The organism is Priestia iocasae, from assembly GCF_016909075.1.
GTDB classification, from domain to species: Bacteria; Bacillota; Bacilli; order Bacillales; family Bacillaceae_H; genus Priestia; species Priestia iocasae.
The window spans coordinates 42,276-65,500 of record NZ_JAFBFC010000001.1 but is presented as its reverse complement, the minus strand read 5'-3'; the positions used below and the strand labels follow the sequence as shown (position 1 = coordinate 65,500).

Here is a 23,225-nt window from a genome sequence, read left to right as displayed (position 1 = left end):
AACATAAAAACATCAAATTGAAATTGGACATCCTTAGGTGTTGAGAGTAATAGAATAATAGCTTCTAGAAAAAGAAAATGCTTACATTTTCTTTTTCTCGTAATGTTACACGTATGATAAGCATACGTGTAACATTACAATACTTCTGTTAGCATCTGTGCAACGTTCATTCATATGTAAATGGATGTCTCTTCAAACTATATTATAAACAATTATCAGACTTTTGTGAATGGAAACAATAAATAAATTTTAAAAAAATTACTATTATACAAAAATTTTAAGAGAATAACTGTGTCAATTTCATGAATAAATAAGCAATTCCCGCCCCAATTAATGGGCCAACCGCTACACCCTGAAATAAAGCAACCGCTAGAATGGTGCCAAACACTAGAGCAGCAGTAATATGTGGATCATTTTCTAATAAATTTAATCCATACTTAGCAATTAAAGCTACGGCAATTCCTGATGCTAAAGCTATCCATGCATAAGACGATTTTAATGCATCTCCTAGTTGCTTAAATCCAATTTCACCAGTGGCAATTGGAACGAGGACAGCAATTGTAATAACTGTAACCCCTAGATTAATACCCTTTGATTGTAGATACGGAAACAGCTTTCCATCAAATCCAATCATTTTTATAATAAGCAACAAAGCAACCGCAACGATAAGAGATTGATTTTTTGCTATCAATCCAACTGCTAGTAAAACTAGTAAAAATAGAACAGGCTGTGAAAACATTCGCATCACCTTTTTTATGTATTTTATATCGTTAAATTATGTTTTTAGAAAATCAAATTTTATCTTATATTCATCATGAAAATAGCTTTCGTATTTGCCATGACCATTGTACAATAATGGTAAAACAAACCAGAATTTATATAAGGGGGAGATCACAAGCTTGAATATGCATTATGTATATAGTACGCTTCGCTTTATAATCGTATTATTAGCTGTCATTATTGGCATCTTTATTGTTTATTATGCGTCAACACTTACCTATCCATTTATCATTGCACTTAGTATTGCATTTTTCATTAATCCTATTGTAAATGTATTTGAAAAGAAACTGTCTGTTCCTCGTTCTTTGGCCGTGTTTATTTCTCTTATACTTGTTTTTGGCCTCCTCATTGGTCTTGTTACATTATTAATTACTGAAATTGTTTCAGGCACTGAACACTTAGCAAAGGTTGTTCCTGAAAACTTGGAAGCTGTTATTGTCTATATTGAAAACTTTATCGCAAGCCAGATTATTCCACTCTACAACCAGATTTCCTCTTTATTCAATAGCTTAAACTCAGGTCAACAAGAAACGATTATTGCAAATATCCAAAGCTTTGGCGCTAAAATTACCGAAACAGTTGGAGCGTTTTTAACAAATTTTTTGCAAGCCATCCCTAACATTATTGCATTACTTCCTAACATCGCAACCGTTATTATTTTTTCTTTACTTGCTACATTCTTTATTAGCAAAGACTGGGACAGACTAGCCGCGCTAGGACGCAAAATCCTTCCTTCAAAAGCAAGACAAAGCAGTAAGACGGTCTTTTTGGATTTAAAGAAAGCTTTATTTGGCTTTTTAAAAGCGCAGTTAACCCTTATTTCAATTACAACGGTTATTGTATTAATTGGACTGCTCATTTTACGTGTAGAATATGCCATTACAATCGCTTTATTAATAGGGTTTGTCGACATCTTACCTTATTTAGGCACAGGGCTTATTTTCGTTCCATGGTTGATTTACGCATTTGCTAGTGGAAATATTTCGTTTGCAATTGGACTTTCCGTTTTATATGGCATTGTCATTGTACAACGTCAAATCATGGAACCAAAAGTATTATCATCTAGTATTGGGTTAGATCCTTTAGCCACGTTAATTTCCCTGTTTATTGGATTTAAACTTATTGGCTTTTTAGGACTCATTGCCGGACCGGTCACACTTGTTATTGTTCGAACCCTTTATACAGCTGGTGTATTTCAAGATATTTGGTATTTTATTATTAATAAAAAGCCAACTACCTAACAAACCAGTTTCTCATCATAGTGAAAGGCCCTATCTATTCCTTCCTCCTCGTGGAAGATTTACAGATAGGGCCTTTCCATACTATCTTCGGATAATCGTTATATGATTTCGCTTTTGAAAAAATCTTTCCAGCCATTTTGCTAAAGACGGCTTCACGAATTTACGTGTATACGGAAACAATAAGAAAAAGCCAAAAGCATCTGTCACAAATCCTGGGGTTAACAACAAGGTTCCACCAACTAAAATACAAATCCCATCCAAAATAGCTTGTCCTGGAAGCTCACCGTAAGAAAGCTGTTCACGCGCCTTGGTTAATGTTGATAACCCTTGTTTCTTAGCTAAAAAAGCACCGAGTAACCCTGTACCCATTACAATTAAAAATGTTGGGAAGGCTCCGATTGTTTTACCTGCATAAAGTAACAAAAAGATTTCTAAAGCAGGAACAATAATTAAGAGTGGAAATAAAATTCTCAAGTATACGCCTCCTATTACTTCATCATGCTCTTCTCTTTCTTAACTATATACTTTACAAATAGAAAATATCAATATTCTTGTTTCTATATAAAAAAGCATCTATGTCCGTCCTCGCTAGGACGAACATAGATGCTTTTACGTACGATTAAAGGACAGAAGCGTGTCCATCATATACAACACCACGTGTTGCATGTACTGTAATGTCTTGTCCATCAGTGAATGTGCTTGTTGCTCCTTCAACACCTACAACTACAGGAATACCTAAGCTTAGTCCTACTACAGCAGCATGACTCGTTAAGCCACCTTCTTCTGTAATTAGAGCACTTGCTTTTTCTAAAGCAGGCATCATATCACGATCCGTACTATTTGTAACAAGGATTGCACCATCTGTCATTCTTTCATTTGCTTCAGCTGCAGTCTTAGCGACCACTACTTTACCAACTGCTGACTTACGTCCAATACCTTGACCTTTTGCTAATACATCACCAACAACTTGAACTTTCATCAAGTTTGTTGCTCCAGATTCTCCTACAGGAACTCCAGCTGTAATAACAACTAAATCTCCATGAGAGATAATTCCTGTTTTTAATCCAGCTTGTACGGAATGATCTAACATGTCATCGATTGTGCTTACATGCTCACCAACGATTGGTGTTACTCCCCATACTAGAGCTAGACGACGAGCTACAGAATCATTTGCTGCTACAGCAATGATTGGTGATTGTGGACGGTATTTCGAAACGATTTTTGCTGTATAACCACTTTCAGTTGGAGCAAGAATTGCAGCTGCACCTAAGTTTAACGCTGTATGAGCAACCGATTGTCCAATTGCATCGGTAATTGTCGTACCTACTTGCTTACTGCGTTGTTGTAAAATATCACGATAATCAAGCGCTTGTTCTGCACGAGCTGCAATTGAGTTCATCGTTTGTACAGCCTCTACTGGATAAGATCCTGCTGCCGTTTCACCAGAAAGCATGATTGCGTCTGTACCATCAAAGATTGCATTAGCTACGTCACTTGCTTCTGCGCGTGTTGGACGTGGGTTACGTTGCATTGAATCTAACATTTGCGTAGCTGTGATAACCGGTTTCCCTAATGCATTACATTTTTTAATTAATTCTTTTTGTACAAGTGGTACTTCTTCAGCTGGAATTTCTACTCCTAGATCTCCACGAGCAACCATTAAGCCGTCAGACACTTCTAAAATTTCATCGATGTTATCTACACCCTCTTGGTTCTCAATTTTAGAGATAATTTGGATGTGTCCAGCATCATGTCTTTCTAAAAGCTCACGAATTTCTAATACATCAGATGCGCGACGTACGAAAGAAGCAGCGATAAAATCGACACCTTGCTCAATACCGAATACGATGTCGTTTGCATCTTTTTCTGTAATACCAGGTAATTGTACGCTTACGTTCGGAACGTTTACACCTTTTTTATTTTTTAATGTACCAGGGTTTAATACTTTTGTTGTAATCTCTCCAGCAGCTTTATTGATTTCTAATACTTCTAAACCAATAAGACCATCATCTAGAAGAATTTTCGAACCAACTTGAACATCGTCAACTAGGCCTGGGTACGTAATTGAAAACTTATCTACTGTACCAATCACTTCTTCCATTGATACAATGATTTTTTGACCTTCTTGTAAGTCAATTGCACCATTTTCCATTGTATTTGTACGAATTTCAGGTCCTTTTGTATCAAGTAAAATAGCAATTGTTTTACCTGTTTGTTTAGCAGCTTCACGAATATTTACGATACGTGCACCGTGCTCTTCAAAGTCACCGTGTGAGAAGTTTAAACGACAAACATTTAACCCCGAGTTAATTAATTCAACTAACTTTTCAACGCTTTCACTAGCAGGTCCGATAGTACAAACGATTTTTGTTTTACGCATTCAAATTTCCTCCTACATTGTTATCCAACATTTATAATAATTTATATACTATTAAATCGATAATTCATTAGAAAGCTTATACATGCTATGATCGATATCATGCTTCTCATTTAATATTTCAAGAATATCATGATGAACTAATTCATTATTTTGAATTCCAACAGCTCGTCCACCAATACCTTCAAGTAAAAGTTCAACAGCTTTAGCTCCTAGGCGACTTGCTAGCACACGATCAAAAGCAGTTGGTGATCCACCACGTTGAATATGACCTAGCACACTTACTCGCGTTTCAAAGCCAGTTGCATGTTCAATCTCTTTGCCGAATTGAACACCGCTTCCTACACCTTCAGCAACCATAATAATACTATGCTTTTTCCCACGCTCATGACCACGCTTTAAGCGACCGATAACGTCTCCTAAGTCATAGTTTGCCTCAGGAATTAAAATGGTCTCTGCGCCTCCTGCTAAGCCAGACCAAAGAGCAATATCTCCAGCATGTCTTCCCATTACTTCGATTACATATGTACGATCATGAGAGGTAGCCGTATCGCGAATTTTATCAATGGCATCAATAACAGTGTTAAGCGCCGTATCAAAGCCTATTGTAAAATCGGTACCAGGAATATCATTGTCAATAGTTCCAGGCACACCTACACAAGGGAAGCCGTGCTCAGTTAGCTTTTTAGCCCCCATATAAGAGCCATCTCCACCAATAACGACTAGTCCTTCGATACCTAATTTCTTCAGCTGTTCAATCCCTTTTTTCTGTCCTTCTACTGTCTTAAACTCTTCACAGCGAGCAGAATAAAGCATTGTACCACCACGATGAATAATATCTCCTACATCGCCTACTTCTAGTTTCTTAATATTCCCATCAATTAATCCAGCATACCCATTATAAACACCATATACTTCCAAGTTATGATAAATGGCCTTACGAACAACAGCTCGCACAGCAGCATTCATACCAGGTGAATCTCCACCACTTGTAAGAACACCAATTTTTCTCATTTTTAAATCCTCACCTCATAGGTTTTTGCTGTCTATAAAATAACACGAAGAACCTGCAAAAACAATAGAGAAGGAGCATTGTCAAGACAGGAAAACGTGCATCCTACCTTTCAATAGGATGCACGTTTCTTTATTTTACACCAATGGTATCGTTTTCAAACGAAAATTGTCCGATTTTTTTGTATTTTAAATAACGTTCGTGCACGAGTTGTTCAGGTGTTAATTTTGTTAATTTCTGTAACGATTCTTTCAATACATTATCAATGTATTGAGCTTGTTCGTCAACTTGTCGATGAGCTCCACCTCTTACCTCCTGAACGACTTCATCCACAATACCCAATCCCTTTAAATCTGGTGCGGTGATTTTCATTGTTTCAGCTGCTTGCTTTGCTAACGTTGCATCTTTCCACAGAAGCGCTGCTGCACCTTCTGGTGAAATAACAGAATACGTAGAGTTCTCCAGCATATGAAGATGATTGCCAATTCCTAACGCAAGGGCTCCGCCACTTCCACCTTCGCCAATCACAATGCAAATAACGGGTACTGTTAAGCCAGCCATTTCAAATAAATTTCGTGCAATGGCTTCACTTTGTCCTCGTTCTTCTGCTGCTTTTCCTGGATAAGCACCTTTTGTATCAATAAAACAAACGATTGGACGATTAAATTTTTCTGCCTGTTTCATCAAGCGTAGCGCTTTACGATATCCTTCGGGATGAGGCATTCCAAAGTTACGACGAATGTTTTCTTTTGTATCTTTCCCGCGCTGATGACCAATAACTGTGATAGGCATGCCGTGAAACTTAGCAATGCCCGCCACAATTGCTTCGTCATCACCAAATGTACGATCTCCATGGCATTCAAAAAAGTTCGTAAATAGGCGTGAAATATAGTCAAGGGTTGTTGGACGCTCAGGATGACGAGCAATTTGAACACGATTCCACGGACTTAGATGTTCATAGATGTCTTTCTCTACTTTTTCTAGGCGCGTCTCTAGCTTTCCAATTTCATTCGATAAATCTACATCTGTATTTGTCGCGAAATCCCTTAGCTCTTGAATTTTATTACGCAATTCAATAATTGGGCGTTCAAACTCTAGTTCTCCTACCACTCTATTTCACCACCTGTTACATGAATATCTAAAATATTGATTAGTTTGTCTTTTAAGTCATGACGCGAAATGACGGCATCTAATTGGCCATGCTTTAATAGAAATTCAGCTGTTTGAAAATCTTCAGGCAAATCTTCACGAATGGTCTGCTCAATAATTCGTCGACCAGCAAATCCGATGAGTGCCCCTGGTTCTGCAAAATTATAATCTCCTAAAGAAGCAAAACTAGCGGAAACTCCTCCTGTTGTTGGATGTGTCATAACAGAAATAATGAGTCCACCTTGATCACTAAACATTTTGAGGGCCGAGCTTGTCTTTGCCATCTGCATAAGACTTAATACACCTTCTTGCATACGAGCACCACCAGATGCTGTAAAAATAATGAAAGGCACTTGAAGCTCCATTGCTTTTTCAATTGCTCTTGTAATTTTTTCACCTACAACCGAGCCCATACTGCCCATTCGAAAGTGTGCATCCATAACAGCTATGACCATTTTCATCCCATCTATCTTTCCTTCTCCTGTTACAATCGCTTCATTTAGATTCGTTGATGCACGATCTTTTTCTAGCTTTTCTACATAATCAGGAAATGATAACGGGTTCTCTGATAACATATGTTTGTCATACTCAACAAACGTGCCTTTATCAACTAAACTATCAATACGCTCTTTTGCCGTCATTTGATGATGATGTCCACAATTTAAGCAAACTTTTAGGTTTTTATTAAGCTCTTTTGTGTACATAATCTTTTTGCACTTTTTGCATTTTGTCATAATGCCTTCCGGTACATCTTGCTTTATATGTTCAGACGGTATCTGTGCATATTTTCTTTTTTTTGCAAATAAATCTCTTAACAAGGTATGACCTCCTCTTGATCCTTCTACACGTGAGCAAAAGAATCTCTATTCATACTCCATTGCTTTTTATCTACTTTACAAGAAAGCAAAAAAGGTTTGTGTAGAAAGGTGACATGTCCTATTCGACATTTTCTGCTTGTAATGGTTATCTATAAAATTGCTCATGGAGATGGAGGGCTTGCTTTTTATTTCCACTTATAATTGCTTCAATTAACATTTCCATTCTCTCTTTATCATTACAATCACTTACATCTTTCATCGTTCGAGCATATCCAGCGACTGCTCTCCAAATTCTGTATAATAAATGGTTGTCTGTTACGTCGAATAACACTTCAAAAAGATAGTCATACTGCTCTTCTTTATTAGTCATTCGCCGCTGGAATGTTTGCAGTGATGACGATGTCATTCGCTCTAAAGATAGGTATAAACACGTACGTTCTAGCCAATATTTCGTTTCCGCTAAATCATCTTTTGCTTTATGATCTTGCAATAAAAAGGTAGCTAATACATCAATTAATTGGTGTTCACCAACTTCTTTAATAAATGTACCTTCACCGCGCCTTGTTTCAATAATTCCTAATAGTTCTAAGGCTCGTAAAGCTTCCCGCACAGAAGACCGTCCCGCATTTAACCGTTCAGCAAGTTCTCGCTCAGATGGAATTTTGTCACCTGTTTTTAATCCATCTGCTTCCATCATTTCTCGAATTTGCTCTAGAATCTCAACATATACTTTTGACCTTTCACTCATCAACGTACCGTCTCACTCACTTTATTCAATGATTGCCAAGCGACGCGTTTTTTCTGCTACTTCTTCAGGGTTTACTTTCATACGTGCAACGCCTGTTTCCATCGCCGTTTTCGCTACCGCGGCCGCTACAGCAGGAGCAATTCTTGCATCAAAAGGAGCTGGAATTACATAATCAGCATGTAACTCTTCTTCTGAAATTAAACTAGCAATTGCTTCTACAGCTGCCATTTTCATTTTTTCATTAATATGAGTAGCACGCACATCAAGTGCTCCTCTAAAAATACCTGGAAATGCTAATACGTTATTTACTTGGTTAGGAAAGTCAGAGCGTCCTGTACCAATCACTTTAGCACCCGCAGCCTTTGCTTCTTCTGGCATAATTTCCGGAACTGGGTTAGCCATGGCAAAGATAATTGGATCTGAATTCATTGTCTTAATCATTTCTTGTGTTAAAGCACCTTCAACAGATACACCGATAAATACATCTGCTCCTTCAATTACATCTGCTAATTGACCATCGATCTTGTCACGATTTGTATATGTTGCAACCTCATCTTTTACAGGATTCATTCCATAAGGACGACCTTCATAAATTGCGCCTTTTGAATCACACATTGTAATATTACGCACACCGTAGCGATAGAGTAACTTTATAATCGCAATCCCAGCTGCTCCAGCACCATTGGCAACCACTTTGATTTCAGACATCGATTTGTTTACAAGTTTTAATGCATTTACAAGACCTGCTGCTGTTACAATTGCTGTTCCATGTTGATCATCATGAAAAACAGGGATATTTGTTTCTTTTTTTAGTCGCTCTTCTACTTCAAAGCAATTTGGTGCAGCAATATCCTCAAGGTTAATGCCTCCAAACGTTGGCTCTAATAATTTTACCGTTTCTACAATCTTGTCCACATCTGTTGTATTTAAACAAATAGGGAATGCATCAACACCGGCAAAACTTTTAAATAATACAGCTTTTCCTTCCATTACAGGCATTGCTGCTTCTGGTCCAATATTTCCTAGACCTAAAACGGCTGTACCATCTGATACAACAGCAACCATGTTACCCTTCATTGTATACTCATATACTTTATTAACATCGTCATAGATTGCTTTACAAGGCTCTGCAACACCTGGAGAATATGCTAAACTGAGGTCTTTCGCATTGCGTACAGGGATTTTAGATTTAGATTCAAGCTTTCCTTGATTGATTCGGTGGATGTGTAGTGCTTCTTCACGTAAAGACAATTAAATTCACTCCTTGTAGATAATGGGTTCAACATATGTGATAAATAAATAAATAAATAAAATATATAATTAACAGATTTATACAGGGTGGTCAGACCACTCTAACTATTTTACAATATAACAACAATGTAAATCTGTAAAGATTATTTCAACACAACATTTAAATCTCCTAGTATTCCTTTTAATTCAGCAAGAAGAGTTTTATCAGCATTCACTGCATATTCATTCGGTAATCGCAGCATTCGCTTCTCATCTTCGTAATAAAGAATAACTGGTGTATTCCCATTATATGCCGATAATAATTGTCGAATTTGTCGAAGCATGTTGGTTGTTTGATGTTTTTGTTCGATTTTTAAATAAAGCTCCTCATGTCGCAGCGTTTCTTTTAGCTCTTGTGCGAATTGCACATGTTGAATAACCAGTTGTTTTCGGTTGTCTCGATCTTCTACTTTTCCTTTTACAGCTAGTACTTCCCCAGTCTTTAACAAAGAAGAAAAGCGTTTATATACTTTCGGAAACACTACGGCGTCCATTTCACCCGTTTCATCACTGACTGTAAAGAACGCCATCTCTTCTCCTGCTTTTGTACGAATGACTCGTTCTCTTGCTAAAAAAATGATTGTATCTGCATTAGATATAGAGAAAGATTGAGTTAATTCATAAATGGTTTTCCATTGATTAAATATACGAATTTCTTTATAAGGTAATACAGGATGGCTTGATAAATAAAACCCAAGAACTTCTTTTTCTCTCTTGAGACGTTCCTCTAAGGAGAGCTCATCTTCATGTACATATTTCGGCTTTAGCATAAACTCATCATCGATGAATCCTTCTGTAGAATGGTCGGTTGGTTGAACAAGATTCGCATGCTCCATAGCAACATCAATACTTGCTAGTAAAGTAGCTCGGTTCTCTTCAAATTCATCAAAACAACCTCCTACAATAAGAGATTCTAAGACTTTTCTGTTCACAATCTTCATTGAAACACGCATACAAAAATCAAATAAATCTTCAAAAGGTTTTTTTCTTCTTTCTTTCGTTATTTCTTGTAAAGCTGCAACACCCACGTGCTTAATCGCTGCTAAACTATAGCGTATTTGTCCCTTTTCCACCTTAAACGAATAAATGCTGTTATTAATAGAAGGTGGTAAAAGTGATAAATTTCGTTGCTTAACCTCTTGAATATACTGTGCTAATTTCCCTTCGTTTCCAATGACGCTTGTTAGCAACGCAGCAAAAAATTGAACAGGATAATTGGCTTTTAAATAGGCTAGTTGATAAGCTACCATGCTATAAGCCACGGCATGACTACGATTAAATCCATAATTGGCAAATTGAACGATTAAATCATATATTGATTGAGCAATCTGCTCTTCATACCCATTTTTTATACACCCTTGCACAAAGTGACTTCGTTGTTCATCTAATACGAGCTTATTTTTCTTACTTACTGCACGCCGTAATAAGTCCGCTTCACCTAATGTAAAGCGAGCCATTTTTGATGCAATCTGCATAATTTGCTCTTGATAAACAATTACACCGTATGTCTTTTTTAAAATAGGCTCTAAAATTGGATGAGGGTAGTGAACGGGCTCTTGTTTATGTTTTCTACGGATATACATAGGAATATGTTCCATAGGTCCTGGTCGGTACAATGCATTAACTGCTACAATATCCTCTAGCTCCGTAGGTTGTAACTGTTTTAATACTTTGCGCATTCCTTCTGACTCTAGTTGAAAGATACCAGTCGTATCTCCCTTGGCTAACAAGGTAAACGTTTCAGAATCGTTCAGTGGAATATTCTCTAAATCAATTCGTTCTCTTGTGTCTCTCTTAATTTGCTTGACAATTTCATCTAAAATAGTTAAATTACGCAATCCGAGAAAGTCCATCTTTAACAATCCAAGATCTTCTAGAGCTCCCATTGGAAATTGCGTTAAATAAACACCATTGCTTCCTTCTTGTAATGCGACTTTTTCTGTCAACGATTTCTCACTTATAACTACGCCCGCCGCATGAGTAGATGTATGTCTCGGTAGACCTTCAATTTTCATCGCAGTTTGAAACAAGTTTCGAGATTGAGCGGACTGACTTACAAAAGCTCTTAGAGGCTGAGAAAGCTCATAAGCTTGTCTCAACGTAATTCCAACTTTGTTTGGAATTAACTTGGATAATGTACTAACTTCTTCCGCATTCACTCCCATTGCTTTTCCTACATCGCGAATGGCTGCTTTTGCTGCTAGCGTTCCAAACGTAATGATTTGTGCAACATGTAGTTGTCCGTATTTTTCAGCCACATATTGAATAACCTCATCTCTTCGATTATCAGGAAAGTCAATATCAATATCAGGCATTGAAATTCGCTCAGGGTTTAAAAATCGCTCAAACAAAAGATCATACTTAACTGGATCAACATTCGTAATACGCAGTACATAAGCAACAAGTGATCCTGCAGCTGAACCACGTCCTGGCCCTGTTAGAATATCCTGTCGATGAGCATAATCCATAAAGTCCCATACGATTAAGAAATAATCACTAAAATTCATCTTACTAATAATATGTAATTCATATTGTAAGCGCTCTACATATTCTTTTGAAATACTGACTACTCGTTCCTTTAAACCTTTCTCACATAAGTGCTGTAAATATTCATCAGCGCTTTGCTCTCCAGGTACAGGATACCTAGGTAGAACCGTTAATCCTAATTCCAAATCCATCTTACATCTTTTTGCAATTTCAACGCTATTCTTAAGCGCTTCAGGTAAATGAGTAAAGAGGCTTGTCATCTCTTCAATTGTCTTTAGATAATACTCTGACCCCTCTAATCGTTCTCGATGTTCGTCTTCTAACTGTGTACCTTGTTTAATCGCTAACAAACAATCTTGAGCAAGATGCTGTTCTTGCTCTAAATAGCGCACATCATTTGTCACAACCAGTGATACGTCACATTTTTCAGCTAATTCTATGACCTTGGATTGTAACTCTTTATCTTTAGCATCATGGTGTTGAACAGCTAAATAAAAGTGGTCTCTTCCAAATGTGTTTTGAAAGAAACGCACAGACTCCTCTGCTTCACTTATACGTCCTTGTTGCAACAAATCCTCAATTTCTCCCCGCTGTCCTGGAGTAATAGCAATAATTCCTTCACTATAATGAGGAAGCCATTTTCGATTTAGTCCTTTTGTTTCTTTTGTTTGAACGATGCTACTCATTTTTAATAAATTTTGATAGCCAACTTCATTTTCAGCTAGTAAAACCATCGGATGCGCAACGCTCACTTCGTCTCCTTGACTATCTAAAATAGACAACGTCAAGCCAATAATTGGTTTAATTCCTTCCTGCTTACATGCTTTATAAAAAGGTATTATTCCGTACATGACATTTTCATCTGTCAGTGCCACTGAATCATAGTGTAATTCCTTAGCTTTTTGAACTAGCTCTTCTACCTTCACTGAGCTTTGTAATAAGCTGTATGAACTTTGTACCTGTAAATGAACAAAAGGCACATGTCTTCCCACCCTTATAATTTATCGTTATCTTTATTATAAAATTTGTTGTCCATACACACAAATTACATAACTTCCTCAGTTTGTCCATATATATGAAAAGAGAGGAGGCTATTTTATGAAAGAACCATTCATGACGTTATTTATATGGAGTTATTTTACTTCTTTAGGAATTATTTTAGGCGGTTCATTAATTGGTGCATTCGGGGGATTTCTAGTGGGCAAACCCCCTCTATATACGATGTATATGTTAAGCAATAGCCTAAAGATTTGGGCGATTGTGGGGGCCATTGGTGGAACGTTTGATACCTTTTACAGCTTTGAACGAGGCTTGTTTGAAGGAGCAACAAAGGATGTGTTTAAGCAAATTCTTCTTATCTTAGTCGCAATGGGCGGCGCTCAAACAGGGTCTATCATTATTAAATGGCTAACTCAGGAGCACCTAGGTACATGAGAGTTCCAGATAACCGCCTCTATAAACGGTCTGATTGGCAACGTTTCTTTGCTGGATTAGCAATCGGCGCTATTATAAGCTGGGGGGTTTTTTTAGCCTTGTATGGGATGTCTCAAGATGCCAGGATTAAATATTTTAATGATCGAAAAGAAGAATTTGAGGATTTAAAGCGAGACAAAGAAATTTGGATGAGTGAAAAAGAAGCACTAAACAAAGAAAACAAACGAAACCTACTTATTCAAGATATAAAAGTAAGAGTCGCTACCGAACAAAAAGAGAAGTACAAATTGGACAGCTATTCTGCTTATCTCATTCAAGAAAGTGCGAAAGAAGAAATTGAATATTTAATCTCAAAAAACATAGAAGATGTCTATAATTCAAATCAATTATTAAAAAAAGCAATCGAAAATAAAGAGTACAAAATCGACAAAATGTTGTACACTGTTGAAGTTCATGAAATTTTATTTTATACAACACTGTCTGTTCAGTTAAAAATTAAATCAGTGAAAAAGATCATTTAAAAAAAGAAAAAGTCAAACAAGGTAAAAAACACCTCATTTGACTCAAACTAAAACATCCCTTGTTCATCTAGTTATCATAATAAATAGATGAACAAGGGATGTTGCGTATCTACTAGATCGTTATTTTTCAACCAACGCTCTAGTAGCAGCAAACATCTTCTAAATCCGCTAATACACTCTTCACTTCTTCCCAGTCATAAATAGAAGCTCCGGCTGCCATTGGATGGCCTCCTCCTTTATACCTTTGAGCAATTTTATTAATCACAGGACCCTTAGAACGTAAGCGAACGCGAATAAGGTTATCTTCTTCTACGAAAAACGCCCACGCTTTAATTCCTTCGACATTGCCTAATATGCCTACTAATTGTGACGCATCCGACGGGGTCACATCATATTTTTGTAAAATTTCTTTTGAAATAATCATTGAAGCTACACCTGATGCACTCATAACGAAATTTTGCAACACATAACCTTGTAAATGGGCAACATTCACTTTTGTATTATAAAGTTGATCATATAAATCTTTAAACTCAAAGTTATATTGAATAAGCTGACTAGCATATTCCAAGGTTTTAGGCTTTGTACTCGGAAATAAGAAACGACCTGTATCTCCTACTATACCTGCGTAGATTAATTGAGCGCCTTTATCTGTCAACGTTAGACCTTGCTCTTTGCCGTGTAAATACAGTTCAAAGATCATTTCACTTGTTGAACTAGCATCCGTATCAACCCATAAAAGGTCACCATACGCATCTTCATTCGGATGATGATCAATTTTAATGATTTTCTTGCCTTCTTTATAGCGCTGGTCACACACTCTCTCTTCATTAGCGGTATCACAGATAATGACTAGAGCTTCCTTATATATTTTATTTTCTATTTCGTTCATTTCGTACAAAAATTGCAAGGAGGATTCCGGCTTACCTACTACGTAAATTTGCTTATGAGGAAAAGAAGCTTTCAGCACTTCTGCCAATCCGCATTGAGAACCATAAGCATCTGGGTCTGGACGAACGTGTCGATGAATAATGATGGTGTCAAACTGCTTAATTTCTTCGAGTATTTGATCTTTCATTTATCTATCTCCCTCTCAATTCATTTCGTAAAATTTGAATGTTTTGAAACAATACGTCTATAACACTAGAATTTCATTTCATCTATCGGTACAATAAAAGAGAATGAATTAAAGCGTTTTAATGGAGGAACAACAATGCCTTTTCTTGTTATATTAATCTTATCTTCACTAGGTTTCTATGTATACCTAAAATTAAAATATGTTCGTTCAAAACGTCCTATTGAAAAGCAATGGTTGTCTGCAAAATCCAGTATTGCCTTAGGCGTATTCGTACTATTTTTTGGCATTAATCAATGGTTTATTTATCAAACCACTCTATCTATTATCGTCGGTCTTCTTTTTGTCTTAATAGGTGCCGGAAGCATATGGGCTGGGGTTCGCGCTTACAAACATTACTTACCTTTTGTTATCAAAGAAGCGCAAGAGCAAAAATAGAACGCACTACTTACTAGCGTATATAAGGTACATTTATGCAAAATGGAACGTCCGTTTAAATCCTAACAATCTCAGGACTTAGATGACGTTCCATTTTACAAAGATGAACCAAAAAAGAAAGCTCTGTTTCACGCCATCCCATTCTATGAAGGACCAATGACTGATTAACGAATTATGTTCGGTCAAGAATTTGGGCCATCATTAACGCTTTTCCTACAACAATGCCTTCATTGTAAACTTCTACATCTACTTTCCCAAACTTTCGTCCAAGCTCTAATACTTTTGGACGAATTTCAATCATACTTTCAATTTGAACAGGCTTAATAAAATAAATCGTGATGTTTTCGATAACTAAATCACCTTTTTTATAAGCGCGCAAGACACGATTAGCCGCTTCCGTTACAATGGTTGTAAAAACACCATACGAGATTGTTCCCATAAAGTTGGTCATCTGCGGCGTAATTTCACAACGATAATATTGCTCTCCTTTTGTTTCCTCAACATCAATGAATTGATTTGTCACGATATCATCAATTGTTTCACCGACTTGAGGTTGGCGTTGAATCATTTGCAATGCCTTTAATACATCTTGCCTACTAATGATTCCTTCAAGACGATGATACTCATCAACAACGGGTAATACCTCAATTCCTTCCCACACCATCATGTGAGCGGCAGATGCAACAGATGTTTTTCCATGAACCGTCATCGGATTTCTTGTCATCGCTTTTTCAATTGATGTACTGCGGTCAAAACCCATTACGTCTTTGGATGTAACCATCCCGTGTACTTTTAGCTGTTGATCTACAACTGGAAAGCGACTATGCTTCGTTCTTTCATTACACTCATGCCATTTTTCAATTGTATCTGCCAAACGTAAAACAATCGTTTCTGTAACAGGTGTTAAAATGTCTTCCACAAGTACAATTTCTTTTTTTATCAGTTGGTCATAAATCGCTCGGTTAATCATTGTAGCAACAGTAAAGGTATCATATGTTGTTGAAATGATTGGAAGCTTCAATTCATCAGCAAGACGCTTTACACGGTCTTCTGTATCAAACCCTCCCGTAATAAGAACGGCAGCTCCAGCTTCGAGCGCTAACTCATGAGCATTTGTGCGATTTCCAACAATAAGAAGGTTGCCAGCTCCTGTATAACGCATCATCGCTTCAAGCTTCATTGCCCCAATAACAAATTTATTTAAGGTTTTGTGTAATCCTTCTCGTCCACCTAATACTTGTCCGTCTACAATGTTTACAACTTCTGCATACGTTAACTTTTCAATATTTTCTTTTTTCTTTCTTTCAATTCGAATGGTTCCGACGCGTTCAATCGTTGATACATATCCTTTATTTTCGGCATCTTTAATTGCCCTATATGCGGTGCCTTCACTCACACTTAATTCTTTTGCAATTTGCCTTACCGATATTTTTTCACCAATCGGTAAAGAATCAATATATTGTAAAATTTGTTCGTGCTTCGTCGCCAAATTTGTTCACCCTTTTAAAGCATTTTCACGCTTCATGCTTTTCTACTAGATTTTATAAAAACTTTTTTATTTTACAGCAAATAGTTTCTTCTATCTTTTATTATAAGGGTGCACGTTGTTTGATTCAATGTATCTTAGCTCCGTTGATAAATTCTTCTCTGTCCTTGTTTTGTTTGTACAACTTGCTGGCGTTCTTTTTTAGTACGATAAAGAAATGCTGATAAGTTTCCTCCTACTACAAGAACAGATAAAAATAACCATGATAAAGAAAAAATCCCCTGCAGCGTTTCAGTATTTAAGACCAACTTGGGCACGGCATAATAAAGCATAAATCCACATAATAACAGATAAAGCAACGTTTTATTTTTCACTTTTGCTCTCTCCTTGCATTAAAGTTAGTTCATTGTATGCACTTGTCCGGAAAAAAAGAAGAGTCTGAGTGAAAAGGAATGAAGAAAAACCAAGCCATCCTTTTCGCTCAGACAAGAGAGCACTATCTTTCTTTTATTTAGGCTATTTTTATAAACGGTGTTGCAATTTAACAACTAGTAGAAAGTCTTTTTAATTCTAGATTGTTCACGTTCTGTTCTAATCAACCTTTCGCAATTACGTTTCAAAAAACAACACCTTTTAGATGAGGATTTTTACACCTCCACGTATTCTCCAGCATGTAACACTTGACCTTTTGCTTTTGTTAATCTTTCTACAAAAGCGTGTGGATCTTGCTTAATAACAGGAAAGGTATTGTAATGGATAGGAACCACAACTCTAGCATTAATCCATTCGGCAGCTAAAAGGGCATCATCTGGTCCCATTGTAAAGTTGTCTCCTATTGGTAAAAAAGCGACATCGATTGAATGATGTTTACCTAAAAGCTTCATGTCAGAATAAAGAGCTGTATCTCCTGCATGATAAATCGTTTTTTCATTAATTGTAATGAGTAACCCCGCAGGCATGCCTGTATAGATGATTTGCTTTGTCTCTTCATCTGTATAACTTGAACCGTGAAATGCTTGTGTCAGTTTAACTGTACCGAAATCAAATGTATGAGAGCCACCAATATGCATTGGATGAGTATTTACTCCTTTCCAACTTAAAAAAGTAGCCAACTCAAATGGGGCGATGACAAGTGCATCATTGTTTTTTGCAATCTCAACCGTATCTCCAACGTGGTCATTATGACCATGCGTAAGCAAAATAACATCTGCTTTTATATCACTTACTTCTAAATCTGTAAGCTCATTTCCATTAATAAACGGATCAATTAAAATAACTTTATCGTTCGCTTCGATTTTTACAACAGAATGACCATGATATGAAATACGCATTATACTCTCTCCTTGCTATTGTCGTTTTCATTATATTTAGTTCAAGAAAAAACAAAGAACTCCTTGTCTTTTTTACTATTACCCTTATTTTGTTTCACTTTAACCTTTGAAGACTTTTATGCAACTCATGTAAGACTGTTCCACTAAACTGTGTTTCTTTTTAACAACTAGTAGGATATAGCTATCTTTAACATCTTTGCAGCAAAGAGATACTAAAAAAGAAATGTACCAAACAGAGCAAAAAACGCTTTATTTGATACATTTCCTCGTTCTAAATGATTAGATTACATTTGCCCAAGCAACGTTCGTGCATCCGCATATGTTAACTGATGAGCATCAGCCACAGCATCATACGTGACAAATCCATTTAATGTGTTGACCCCTTTTAGTAATGCTTCATTTTGTAGACAAGCAGCTTTGTAACCTTTATTTGCGATTTGCAACGCGTATGGCATGGTTACATTTGTAAGGGCGAATGTAGATGTACGAGGAACGGCTCCTGGCATGTTTGCAACTGCGTAATGAACGACACCGTGTTTTTCGTAAGTTGGATGATCATGAGTTGTAATGCGATCTGTCGTTTCGAAAATGCCACCTTGATCAATGGCGATATCAACAATGACAGAACCTGGCGACATCATTTGAATCATTTCTTCAGTTACAAGCTTCGGAGCTTTTGCTCCTGGGATAAGGACCGCACCGATTACTAAGTCTGACTCTCTTACAGCTTGTGCAATATTGTAAGGGTTAGACATAAGCGTTGTAATCTCTTTGCCAAAGATATCATCCAATTGCCTTAAGCGATCTACATTTAAATCAATGATGGTCACGTGTGCTCCTAGCCCTACCGCTACCTTTGCAGCATTTGTCCCTGCTACTCCTCCACCAATAATGGTCACTTCACCACGTTGGACACCAGGTACCCCACCTAGTAAAATTCCTTTTCCACCTTTTGTTCTTTCTAAAAATTGAGCTCCGACTTGCGAAGACATCCTTCCTGCCACCTCACTCATAGGTGTAAGGAGCGGAAGAGATCTATTGGGCAATTGAACAGTTTCATAAGCTATTCCGATTACTTTGTTATCAATCAATGCTTTCGTTAATGCGGACTCAGCGGCTAAGTGTAAGTATGTAAATAAAATAAGTCCTTCACGAAAGTATTGGTATTCTTCTGCTAACGGTTCTTTTACCTTCATCACCATATCCATGGCCCACGCCTCTTCGGCACTCTCAACAATGGTTGCTCCAACTTGAATATATTGGTCATCATCAAAGCCTGATCCAATTCCTGCACTTTTTTCAATGTATACTTCATGACCATTATTAATCAGATACATGGCGCTTGCTGGTGTCATCGCAATTCGATTTTCATTATTCTTAATTTCTTTCGGTACACCAATTCTCACAATTATTCCTCCTTGTTCAATTAGTGGCTACACCTAGAAAGTCTGCCGTTAAACTTTTTTTAATTTCACACTTTCTAGGTGTATAAAGTTCTCTTAGCTTTAGAAGATCTGACATGACGGAAAAGCTGTCATGTCAGATCTTCTAAATGGATTTCTACATTATATGCTCATGACTATTCGTATAGTTCACTATCACTCTTTGCTTCTACATCTTCAATCGGCTGAGCCATATACCCATCTCCAACGACACCACTTGCGTAAGAATCCATTAATTGTTGAAACGTTTCTTGTTCTCCTGCTTGATCGTATTCATATTGATGTTGCGGATGCTTTTTGTCTTTCATTTTTTTCGCTCCTTTTGTTATTGTTAGTTTACACACATTAATTTTCCTTCTTTTTTTATATGTTATACTCCTAACAAAACGAAAAGGCTTTATCATTCGTTTATACATGAATGATAAAGCCTTTTTTGATTTACACGTCATTTAAGCGTTGTTTTTCTTTTTGAATGGCCATTTTCACTTGTTCAAATCCTGTTCCACCCGCACTATTTCTACGATTAACAGCTGTTTTGGGATGAAGAACTTCATAAATGTCTTCTTCAAATAGGTGAGAAGCTTCTTTATATTGATCAAACGACAAATCCATCAAATAGATGCCTTTTTGAATGCATGTTAACACTACTTTCCCTACGATTTCATGAGCCTCACGAAACGGCATACCTTTTGCAGCTAAATAATCAGCAAGCTCCGTTGCATTTGAAAAGTCTTGTTGCGTTGCTTTTTCCATCACATCCGTTTTGACCGTCATTGTTTCAATCATACCAGCAAAAATAGTCAAGCACCCTTCAATGGTCGTAACAGTATCAAACATGCCCTCTTTATCTTCTTGCAAATCTTTGTTGTACGTTAATGGTGTTCCTTTTAATACCGTTAACAAACTAAATAAGTGGCCATATACACGTCCTGTTTTCCCTCGAATCAATTCAGCCATATCTGGATTTTTTTTCTGAGGCATAATGCTACTCCCCGTCGCATACGTATCATCCATTTCAATAAATTGAAACTCATGACTTGACCAAATAATTAACTCTTCACAAAAACGAGAAAGATGCATCATGAGAATAGAGCTATTACTTAAAAATTCAATAATAAAGTCACGATCACTTACAGCGTCCATGCTATTTTCGTAGATACCATGAAATCCTAACAGCTGTGCACTATACTGACGGTCTATAGGAAATGTCGTACCTGCTAATGCTCCTGATCCTAAAGGAGATAGATCAATACGCTTTAACGATTCTTCATATCTTTGTGCATCTCGCTTAAACATAGCTACATAAGCAAGTAAATGATGTGCAAATGAAACCGGTTGGGCACGTTGGAGGTGTGTATAACCTGGAAAAATCGTTTCAACATGTTGCTCGGCTTTTGTCACAAGCACATGTTCTAACTCATGTAAAAGTGACAAAATCACATTTACATGTTTTTTCAAATAGAGGTGCATATCTGTTGCTACTTGATCGTTACGACTTCTTCCTGTATGAAGCTTTCCTCCAACTGGCCCAATCTCGTCAATTAATAACTTTTCAAGATTAAGATGAATGTCTTCATATTCAGCAGAAAACGATAATTCTTTCTTCTTTGCTTTTTCAAGTAACACATGAAGACCGTCAATGATCTGTTTTGCATCTGATTCAGATAAAATGGCACACTTTTGAAGCATTTTAACATGAGCAAGACTACCTTCTATATCTTCTTCTACTAACTGTTGGTCAAACTCAATTGACGCTCCAAACTCATCAATCCATTGTTCAGGACGTTTCGTGAAACGCCCTCCCCACAATTTATTCATACGTTTGTCACCTTCTTGTTGTTGATTATGCTACTTACTTTTGTTGGTAGTCCCCATAATGTAATGAATCCAACGGCTGCTTGATGATCGAATTCATCTTCTTTTGTATAGGTTGCTAGCTTCTCATTGTATAGAGAATTAGGTGATTTTCGTCCTTCTACAATGGCATGACCTTTAAACAATTTGACTCTAACTACACCATTTACATATTGCTGTGTTTCTTGTAGGAATGCTAATAACGCTTTTGTTAACGGCGAAAACCATAACCCTTCGTAGATGACCTCTGTCAATTTCTTTGAAATGACTGGTTTGAAGTGTGCTATCTCTTTTACTAACGTTAAATCCTCTAATTCTTTATGTGCTTTTAATAGAGTCATAGCACCTGGACACTCATATACTTCACGAGACTTGATTCCAACAAGACGATTTTCAACATGATCAATACGTCCTACGCCGTGCTTACCTGCAATTTCATTTAACTCTAAAATAAGCTGTGACAAGGCATAGTACTGTCCGTTTAACGCTACTGGGACACCTTTTTCAAACTTAATCTCTACAATATCAGGCGTGTCTGGTGTTTTTTCTAATGATACTGTTAAATCATACGCTTCTTCTGGCGGTGCTGCCCAAGGGTCTTCTAATACCCCACACTCATTGCTTCTTCCCCATAGATTTTGATCAATCGAGAATGGACTGTCCAAGTTGATAGGAATTGGAATATTATGTTCTTTGGCATACTCAATCTCTTCTTCACGAGACCATTTCCAATCACGAACTGGGGCAATTACTTCTAAATCAGGATTTAACGCTTTAATTGATACTTCAAACCGAACTTGATCATTCCCTTTTCCTGTACAACCATGAGCAACTGCTACAGCTTGCTCTTGCTCCGCTACCTCAACTAACTTTTGAGCAATTAACGGACGAGAGAGTGCTGATACAAGTGGATATTTCTCTTCGTACAAAGCATGTGCTTGCAAAGCCGACAATGCATAAATATTCGAAAATTCTTCTTTTGCATCAATAACATATGATTTAATTGCTCCAATTGTTAATGCTTTTTCTTTAATAAACTGAAGGTCCTTTCCTTCTCCTACATCTAAGCAACAAGCTACTACATCATAACCTTTATCTTGTAGCCACTTTATTGCAACGGATGTATCTAATCCACCTGAATACGCTAATACCACTTTCTGCTGACTCATTTATATGTCCTCCTCTATATAACCATAAATTAATTTTTATTCATTTAAGTTAATAATAATGTAACAATTAAAGCTCTTCTTTTCAATACTTATTCACAAAAAAGTATAAAAATTTATCTCTTATGTTTTTCCGTGTGAAAACATGATGAGTTTTCAACACATATTATGTACAATAGAAACTAAGATAAGATGGGGTGAGCTAGTAAATGAAATCAATCTTTAAAATGGATGAGCGGTTAGGTATCTCTTTACCACGTCTTCAGAAAGAGTGGGAGGATTACACGAAAGAAGAGCAGCAAGCTATTCTATTAAAATGGGAAGAAATAAGAGGGACCATTCCTGATCGTATTTATGAATTAGAAACAATCATTAATGAGAAACAAGCGCAGTTAGGTGAAGAAAGTAATTTTGAACGATCTTGTCAATTGAATCATGATATTTCAGAATTAGCTTCCATTATTAATGATTTGTGGATTTGGTATCGTCTTAATCAACATGTATCAAAGGCTATTCACACATAAAAACAGGTTATCTCTAATGAGACAAAACAGTGTCTCTTTTGGAGATAACCTTTCC

General features: G+C 36.8%; 22 protein-coding genes. 5 read left to right on the top strand and 17 right to left on the bottom strand.

Annotated features, from left to right (window positions below; translation table 11 throughout):
• Window positions 1–277: 277 nt before the first annotated feature.
• Complete coding sequence (locus JOC83_RS00300; protein WP_205182431.1) at window positions 278–739, bottom strand: DUF441 domain-containing protein; 462 nt, start codon at window positions 737–739, stop codon at window positions 278–280.
• Window positions 740–899: 160 nt separating this feature from the next.
• Between JOC83_RS00300 and ytvI the strand changes: the two genes are divergently transcribed.
• The gene (ytvI, locus tag JOC83_RS00295; protein ID WP_205182430.1) at window positions 900–2,021 is read left to right on the top strand and encodes a sporulation integral membrane protein YtvI; all 1,122 of its coding nucleotides are present in this window, start codon (window positions 900–902) and stop codon (window positions 2,019–2,021) included.
• Window positions 2,022–2,102: 81 nt separating this feature from the next.
• On the opposite strand, the gene JOC83_RS00290 is transcribed toward ytvI, so the two are convergent.
• The 8 genes from JOC83_RS00290 to dnaE all read right to left on the bottom strand — a co-directional run bounded on the left by JOC83_RS00290 (window position 2,103) and on the right by dnaE (window position 12,882).
• Window positions 2,103–2,495 (bottom strand): FxsA family protein, encoded by a 393-nt coding sequence (locus JOC83_RS00290; protein WP_205182429.1) that lies wholly within the window; start codon window positions 2,493–2,495, stop codon window positions 2,103–2,105.
• Between the two features lie 145 nt (window positions 2,496–2,640).
• A complete protein-coding gene (pyk, locus tag JOC83_RS00285; protein ID WP_205182428.1) occupies window positions 2,641–4,401 on the bottom strand; it encodes a pyruvate kinase in 1,761 nt (586 codons plus the stop codon).
• Window positions 4,402–4,452: 51 nt separating this feature from the next.
• A complete protein-coding gene (gene pfkA, locus JOC83_RS00280) occupies window positions 4,453–5,412 on the bottom strand; it encodes a 6-phosphofructokinase (RefSeq protein ID WP_205182427.1) in 960 nt (319 codons plus the stop codon).
• A gap of 130 nt (window positions 5,413–5,542) precedes the next feature.
• On the bottom strand, window positions 5,543–6,520 hold the full coding sequence (accA, locus tag JOC83_RS00275) for an acetyl-CoA carboxylase carboxyl transferase subunit alpha (RefSeq protein WP_205182426.1): 978 nt from the start codon (window positions 6,518–6,520) through the stop codon (window positions 5,543–5,545).
• Window positions 6,514–7,377, bottom strand: coding sequence for an acetyl-CoA carboxylase, carboxyltransferase subunit beta (gene accD / locus JOC83_RS00270; RefSeq protein ID WP_205182425.1), 864 nt, complete (start codon window positions 7,375–7,377; stop codon window positions 6,514–6,516). Before accD ends, accA begins: the two co-directional genes overlap by 7 nt.
• A 145-nt stretch (window positions 7,378–7,522) precedes the next feature.
• Window positions 7,523–8,125 carry a FadR/GntR family transcriptional regulator gene (locus JOC83_RS00265; RefSeq protein ID WP_205182424.1) on the bottom strand — a complete coding sequence of 201 codons (603 nt, stop codon included), beginning with the start codon at window positions 8,123–8,125 and terminating at the stop codon, window positions 7,523–7,525.
• 21 nt (window positions 8,126–8,146) lie between these two features.
• A complete protein-coding gene (gene ystJ, locus JOC83_RS00260) occupies window positions 8,147–9,376 on the bottom strand; it encodes an NADP-dependent malic enzyme (RefSeq protein ID WP_205182423.1) in 1,230 nt (409 codons plus the stop codon).
• Between the two features lie 143 nt (window positions 9,377–9,519).
• Window positions 9,520–12,882, bottom strand: a complete 3,363-nt coding sequence (gene dnaE, locus JOC83_RS00255; RefSeq protein ID WP_205182422.1) for a DNA polymerase III subunit alpha — start codon at window positions 12,880–12,882, stop codon at window positions 9,520–9,522.
• Window positions 12,883–13,000: 118 nt separating this feature from the next.
• On the opposite strand from dnaE, the gene ytrH reads away from it, so the two are divergent.
• Window positions 13,001–13,336: a sporulation membrane protein YtrH gene (gene ytrH, locus JOC83_RS00250; RefSeq protein ID WP_205182420.1), complete on the top strand. Its 336-nt coding sequence runs from the start codon at window positions 13,001–13,003 to the stop codon at window positions 13,334–13,336.
• Window positions 13,333–13,857, top strand: coding sequence for a sporulation membrane protein YtrI (gene ytrI / locus JOC83_RS00245; protein WP_205182418.1), 525 nt, complete (start codon window positions 13,333–13,335; stop codon window positions 13,855–13,857). The genes ytrH and ytrI overlap by 4 nt, the downstream gene beginning before the upstream one ends.
• 139 nt (window positions 13,858–13,996) lie before the next feature.
• Here ytrI and JOC83_RS00240 read toward each other — a convergent pair whose 3' ends face one another.
• Window positions 13,997–14,932: a DHH family phosphoesterase gene (locus JOC83_RS00240; RefSeq protein WP_205182417.1), complete on the bottom strand. Its 936-nt coding sequence runs from the start codon at window positions 14,930–14,932 to the stop codon at window positions 13,997–13,999.
• 135 nt (window positions 14,933–15,067) lie between these two features.
• Here JOC83_RS00240 and JOC83_RS00235 point away from each other — a divergent pair, with 135 nt between their 5' ends.
• Entirely contained in the window at window positions 15,068–15,367 is a 300-nt protein-coding gene (locus JOC83_RS00235; RefSeq protein WP_205182416.1) for a YtpI family protein, read from the top strand.
• 172 nt (window positions 15,368–15,539) lie between these two features.
• On the opposite strand, the gene JOC83_RS00230 is transcribed toward JOC83_RS00235, so the two are convergent.
• From JOC83_RS00230 to JOC83_RS00200, 7 genes are all read right to left on the bottom strand, one after another.
• Complete coding sequence (locus JOC83_RS00230; protein WP_205182415.1) at window positions 15,540–16,856, bottom strand: CBS domain-containing protein; 1,317 nt, start codon at window positions 16,854–16,856, stop codon at window positions 15,540–15,542.
• A 134-nt stretch (window positions 16,857–16,990) separates the two neighbouring features.
• On the bottom strand, window positions 16,991–17,227 hold the full coding sequence (locus JOC83_RS00225; protein WP_338038845.1) for a hypothetical protein: 237 nt from the start codon (window positions 17,225–17,227) through the stop codon (window positions 16,991–16,993).
• A 273-nt stretch (window positions 17,228–17,500) separates the two neighbouring features.
• Window positions 17,501–18,184, bottom strand: coding sequence for a metal-dependent hydrolase (locus JOC83_RS00220; protein ID WP_205182414.1), 684 nt, complete (start codon window positions 18,182–18,184; stop codon window positions 17,501–17,503).
• A 284-nt stretch (window positions 18,185–18,468) separates the two neighbouring features.
• On the bottom strand, window positions 18,469–19,590 hold the full coding sequence (gene ald, locus JOC83_RS00215) for an alanine dehydrogenase (RefSeq protein WP_205182413.1): 1,122 nt from the start codon (window positions 19,588–19,590) through the stop codon (window positions 18,469–18,471).
• 173 nt (window positions 19,591–19,763) lie between these two features.
• Window positions 19,764–19,934, bottom strand: coding sequence for a hypothetical protein (locus JOC83_RS00210; protein ID WP_205182412.1), 171 nt, complete (start codon window positions 19,932–19,934; stop codon window positions 19,764–19,766).
• Between the two features lie 130 nt (window positions 19,935–20,064).
• On the bottom strand, window positions 20,065–21,444 hold the full coding sequence (gene argH, locus JOC83_RS00205) for an argininosuccinate lyase (RefSeq protein WP_205182411.1): 1,380 nt from the start codon (window positions 21,442–21,444) through the stop codon (window positions 20,065–20,067).
• The gene (locus JOC83_RS00200) at window positions 21,441–22,649 is read right to left on the bottom strand and encodes an argininosuccinate synthase (protein WP_205182409.1); all 1,209 of its coding nucleotides are present in this window, start codon (window positions 22,647–22,649) and stop codon (window positions 21,441–21,443) included. The genes argH and JOC83_RS00200 overlap by 4 nt, the downstream gene beginning before the upstream one ends.
• 206 nt (window positions 22,650–22,855) lie before the next feature.
• On the opposite strand from JOC83_RS00200, the gene JOC83_RS00195 reads away from it, so the two are divergent.
• Window positions 22,856–23,170 carry a hypothetical protein gene (locus JOC83_RS00195; RefSeq protein ID WP_205182407.1) on the top strand — a complete coding sequence of 105 codons (315 nt, stop codon included), beginning with the start codon at window positions 22,856–22,858 and terminating at the stop codon, window positions 23,168–23,170.
• The last annotated feature ends 55 nt before the right edge of the window (window positions 23,171–23,225 follow it).

Bases quoted from the DNA above. Each gene is read 5' to 3' on its own strand.
- JOC83_RS00300 (WP_205182431.1), bottom strand. From the start codon at position 739: ATGTTTTCACAGCCTGTTCTATTTTTACTAGTTTTACTAGCAGTTGGA.
- pyk (WP_205182428.1), bottom strand. From the start codon at position 4,401: ATGCGTAAAACAAAAATCGTTTGTACTATCGGACCTGCTAGTGAAAGC.
- pfkA (WP_205182427.1), bottom strand. From the start codon at position 5,412: ATGAGAAAAATTGGTGTTCTTACAAGTGGTGGAGATTCACCTGGTATG.
- JOC83_RS00265 (WP_205182424.1), bottom strand. From the start codon at position 8,125: ATGAGTGAAAGGTCAAAAGTATATGTTGAGATTCTAGAGCAAATTCGA.
- ytrH (WP_205182420.1), top strand. From the start codon at position 13,001: ATGAAAGAACCATTCATGACGTTATTTATATGGAGTTATTTTACTTCT.
- ytrI (WP_205182418.1), top strand. From the start codon at position 13,333: ATGAGAGTTCCAGATAACCGCCTCTATAAACGGTCTGATTGGCAACGT.
- JOC83_RS00240 (WP_205182417.1), bottom strand. From the start codon at position 14,932: ATGAAAGATCAAATACTCGAAGAAATTAAGCAGTTTGACACCATCATT.
- JOC83_RS00235 (WP_205182416.1), top strand. From the start codon at position 15,068: ATGCCTTTTCTTGTTATATTAATCTTATCTTCACTAGGTTTCTATGTA.
- JOC83_RS00220 (WP_205182414.1), bottom strand. From the start codon at position 18,184: ATGCGTATTTCATATCATGGTCATTCTGTTGTAAAAATCGAAGCGAAC.
- JOC83_RS00210 (WP_205182412.1), bottom strand. From the start codon at position 19,934: ATGAAAGACAAAAAGCATCCGCAACATCAATATGAATACGATCAAGCA.
- argH (WP_205182411.1), bottom strand. From the start codon at position 21,444: ATGAATAAATTGTGGGGAGGGCGTTTCACGAAACGTCCTGAACAATGG.
- JOC83_RS00200 (WP_205182409.1), bottom strand. From the start codon at position 22,649: ATGAGTCAGCAGAAAGTGGTATTAGCGTATTCAGGTGGATTAGATACA.
- JOC83_RS00195 (WP_205182407.1), top strand. From the start codon at position 22,856: ATGAAATCAATCTTTAAAATGGATGAGCGGTTAGGTATCTCTTTACCA.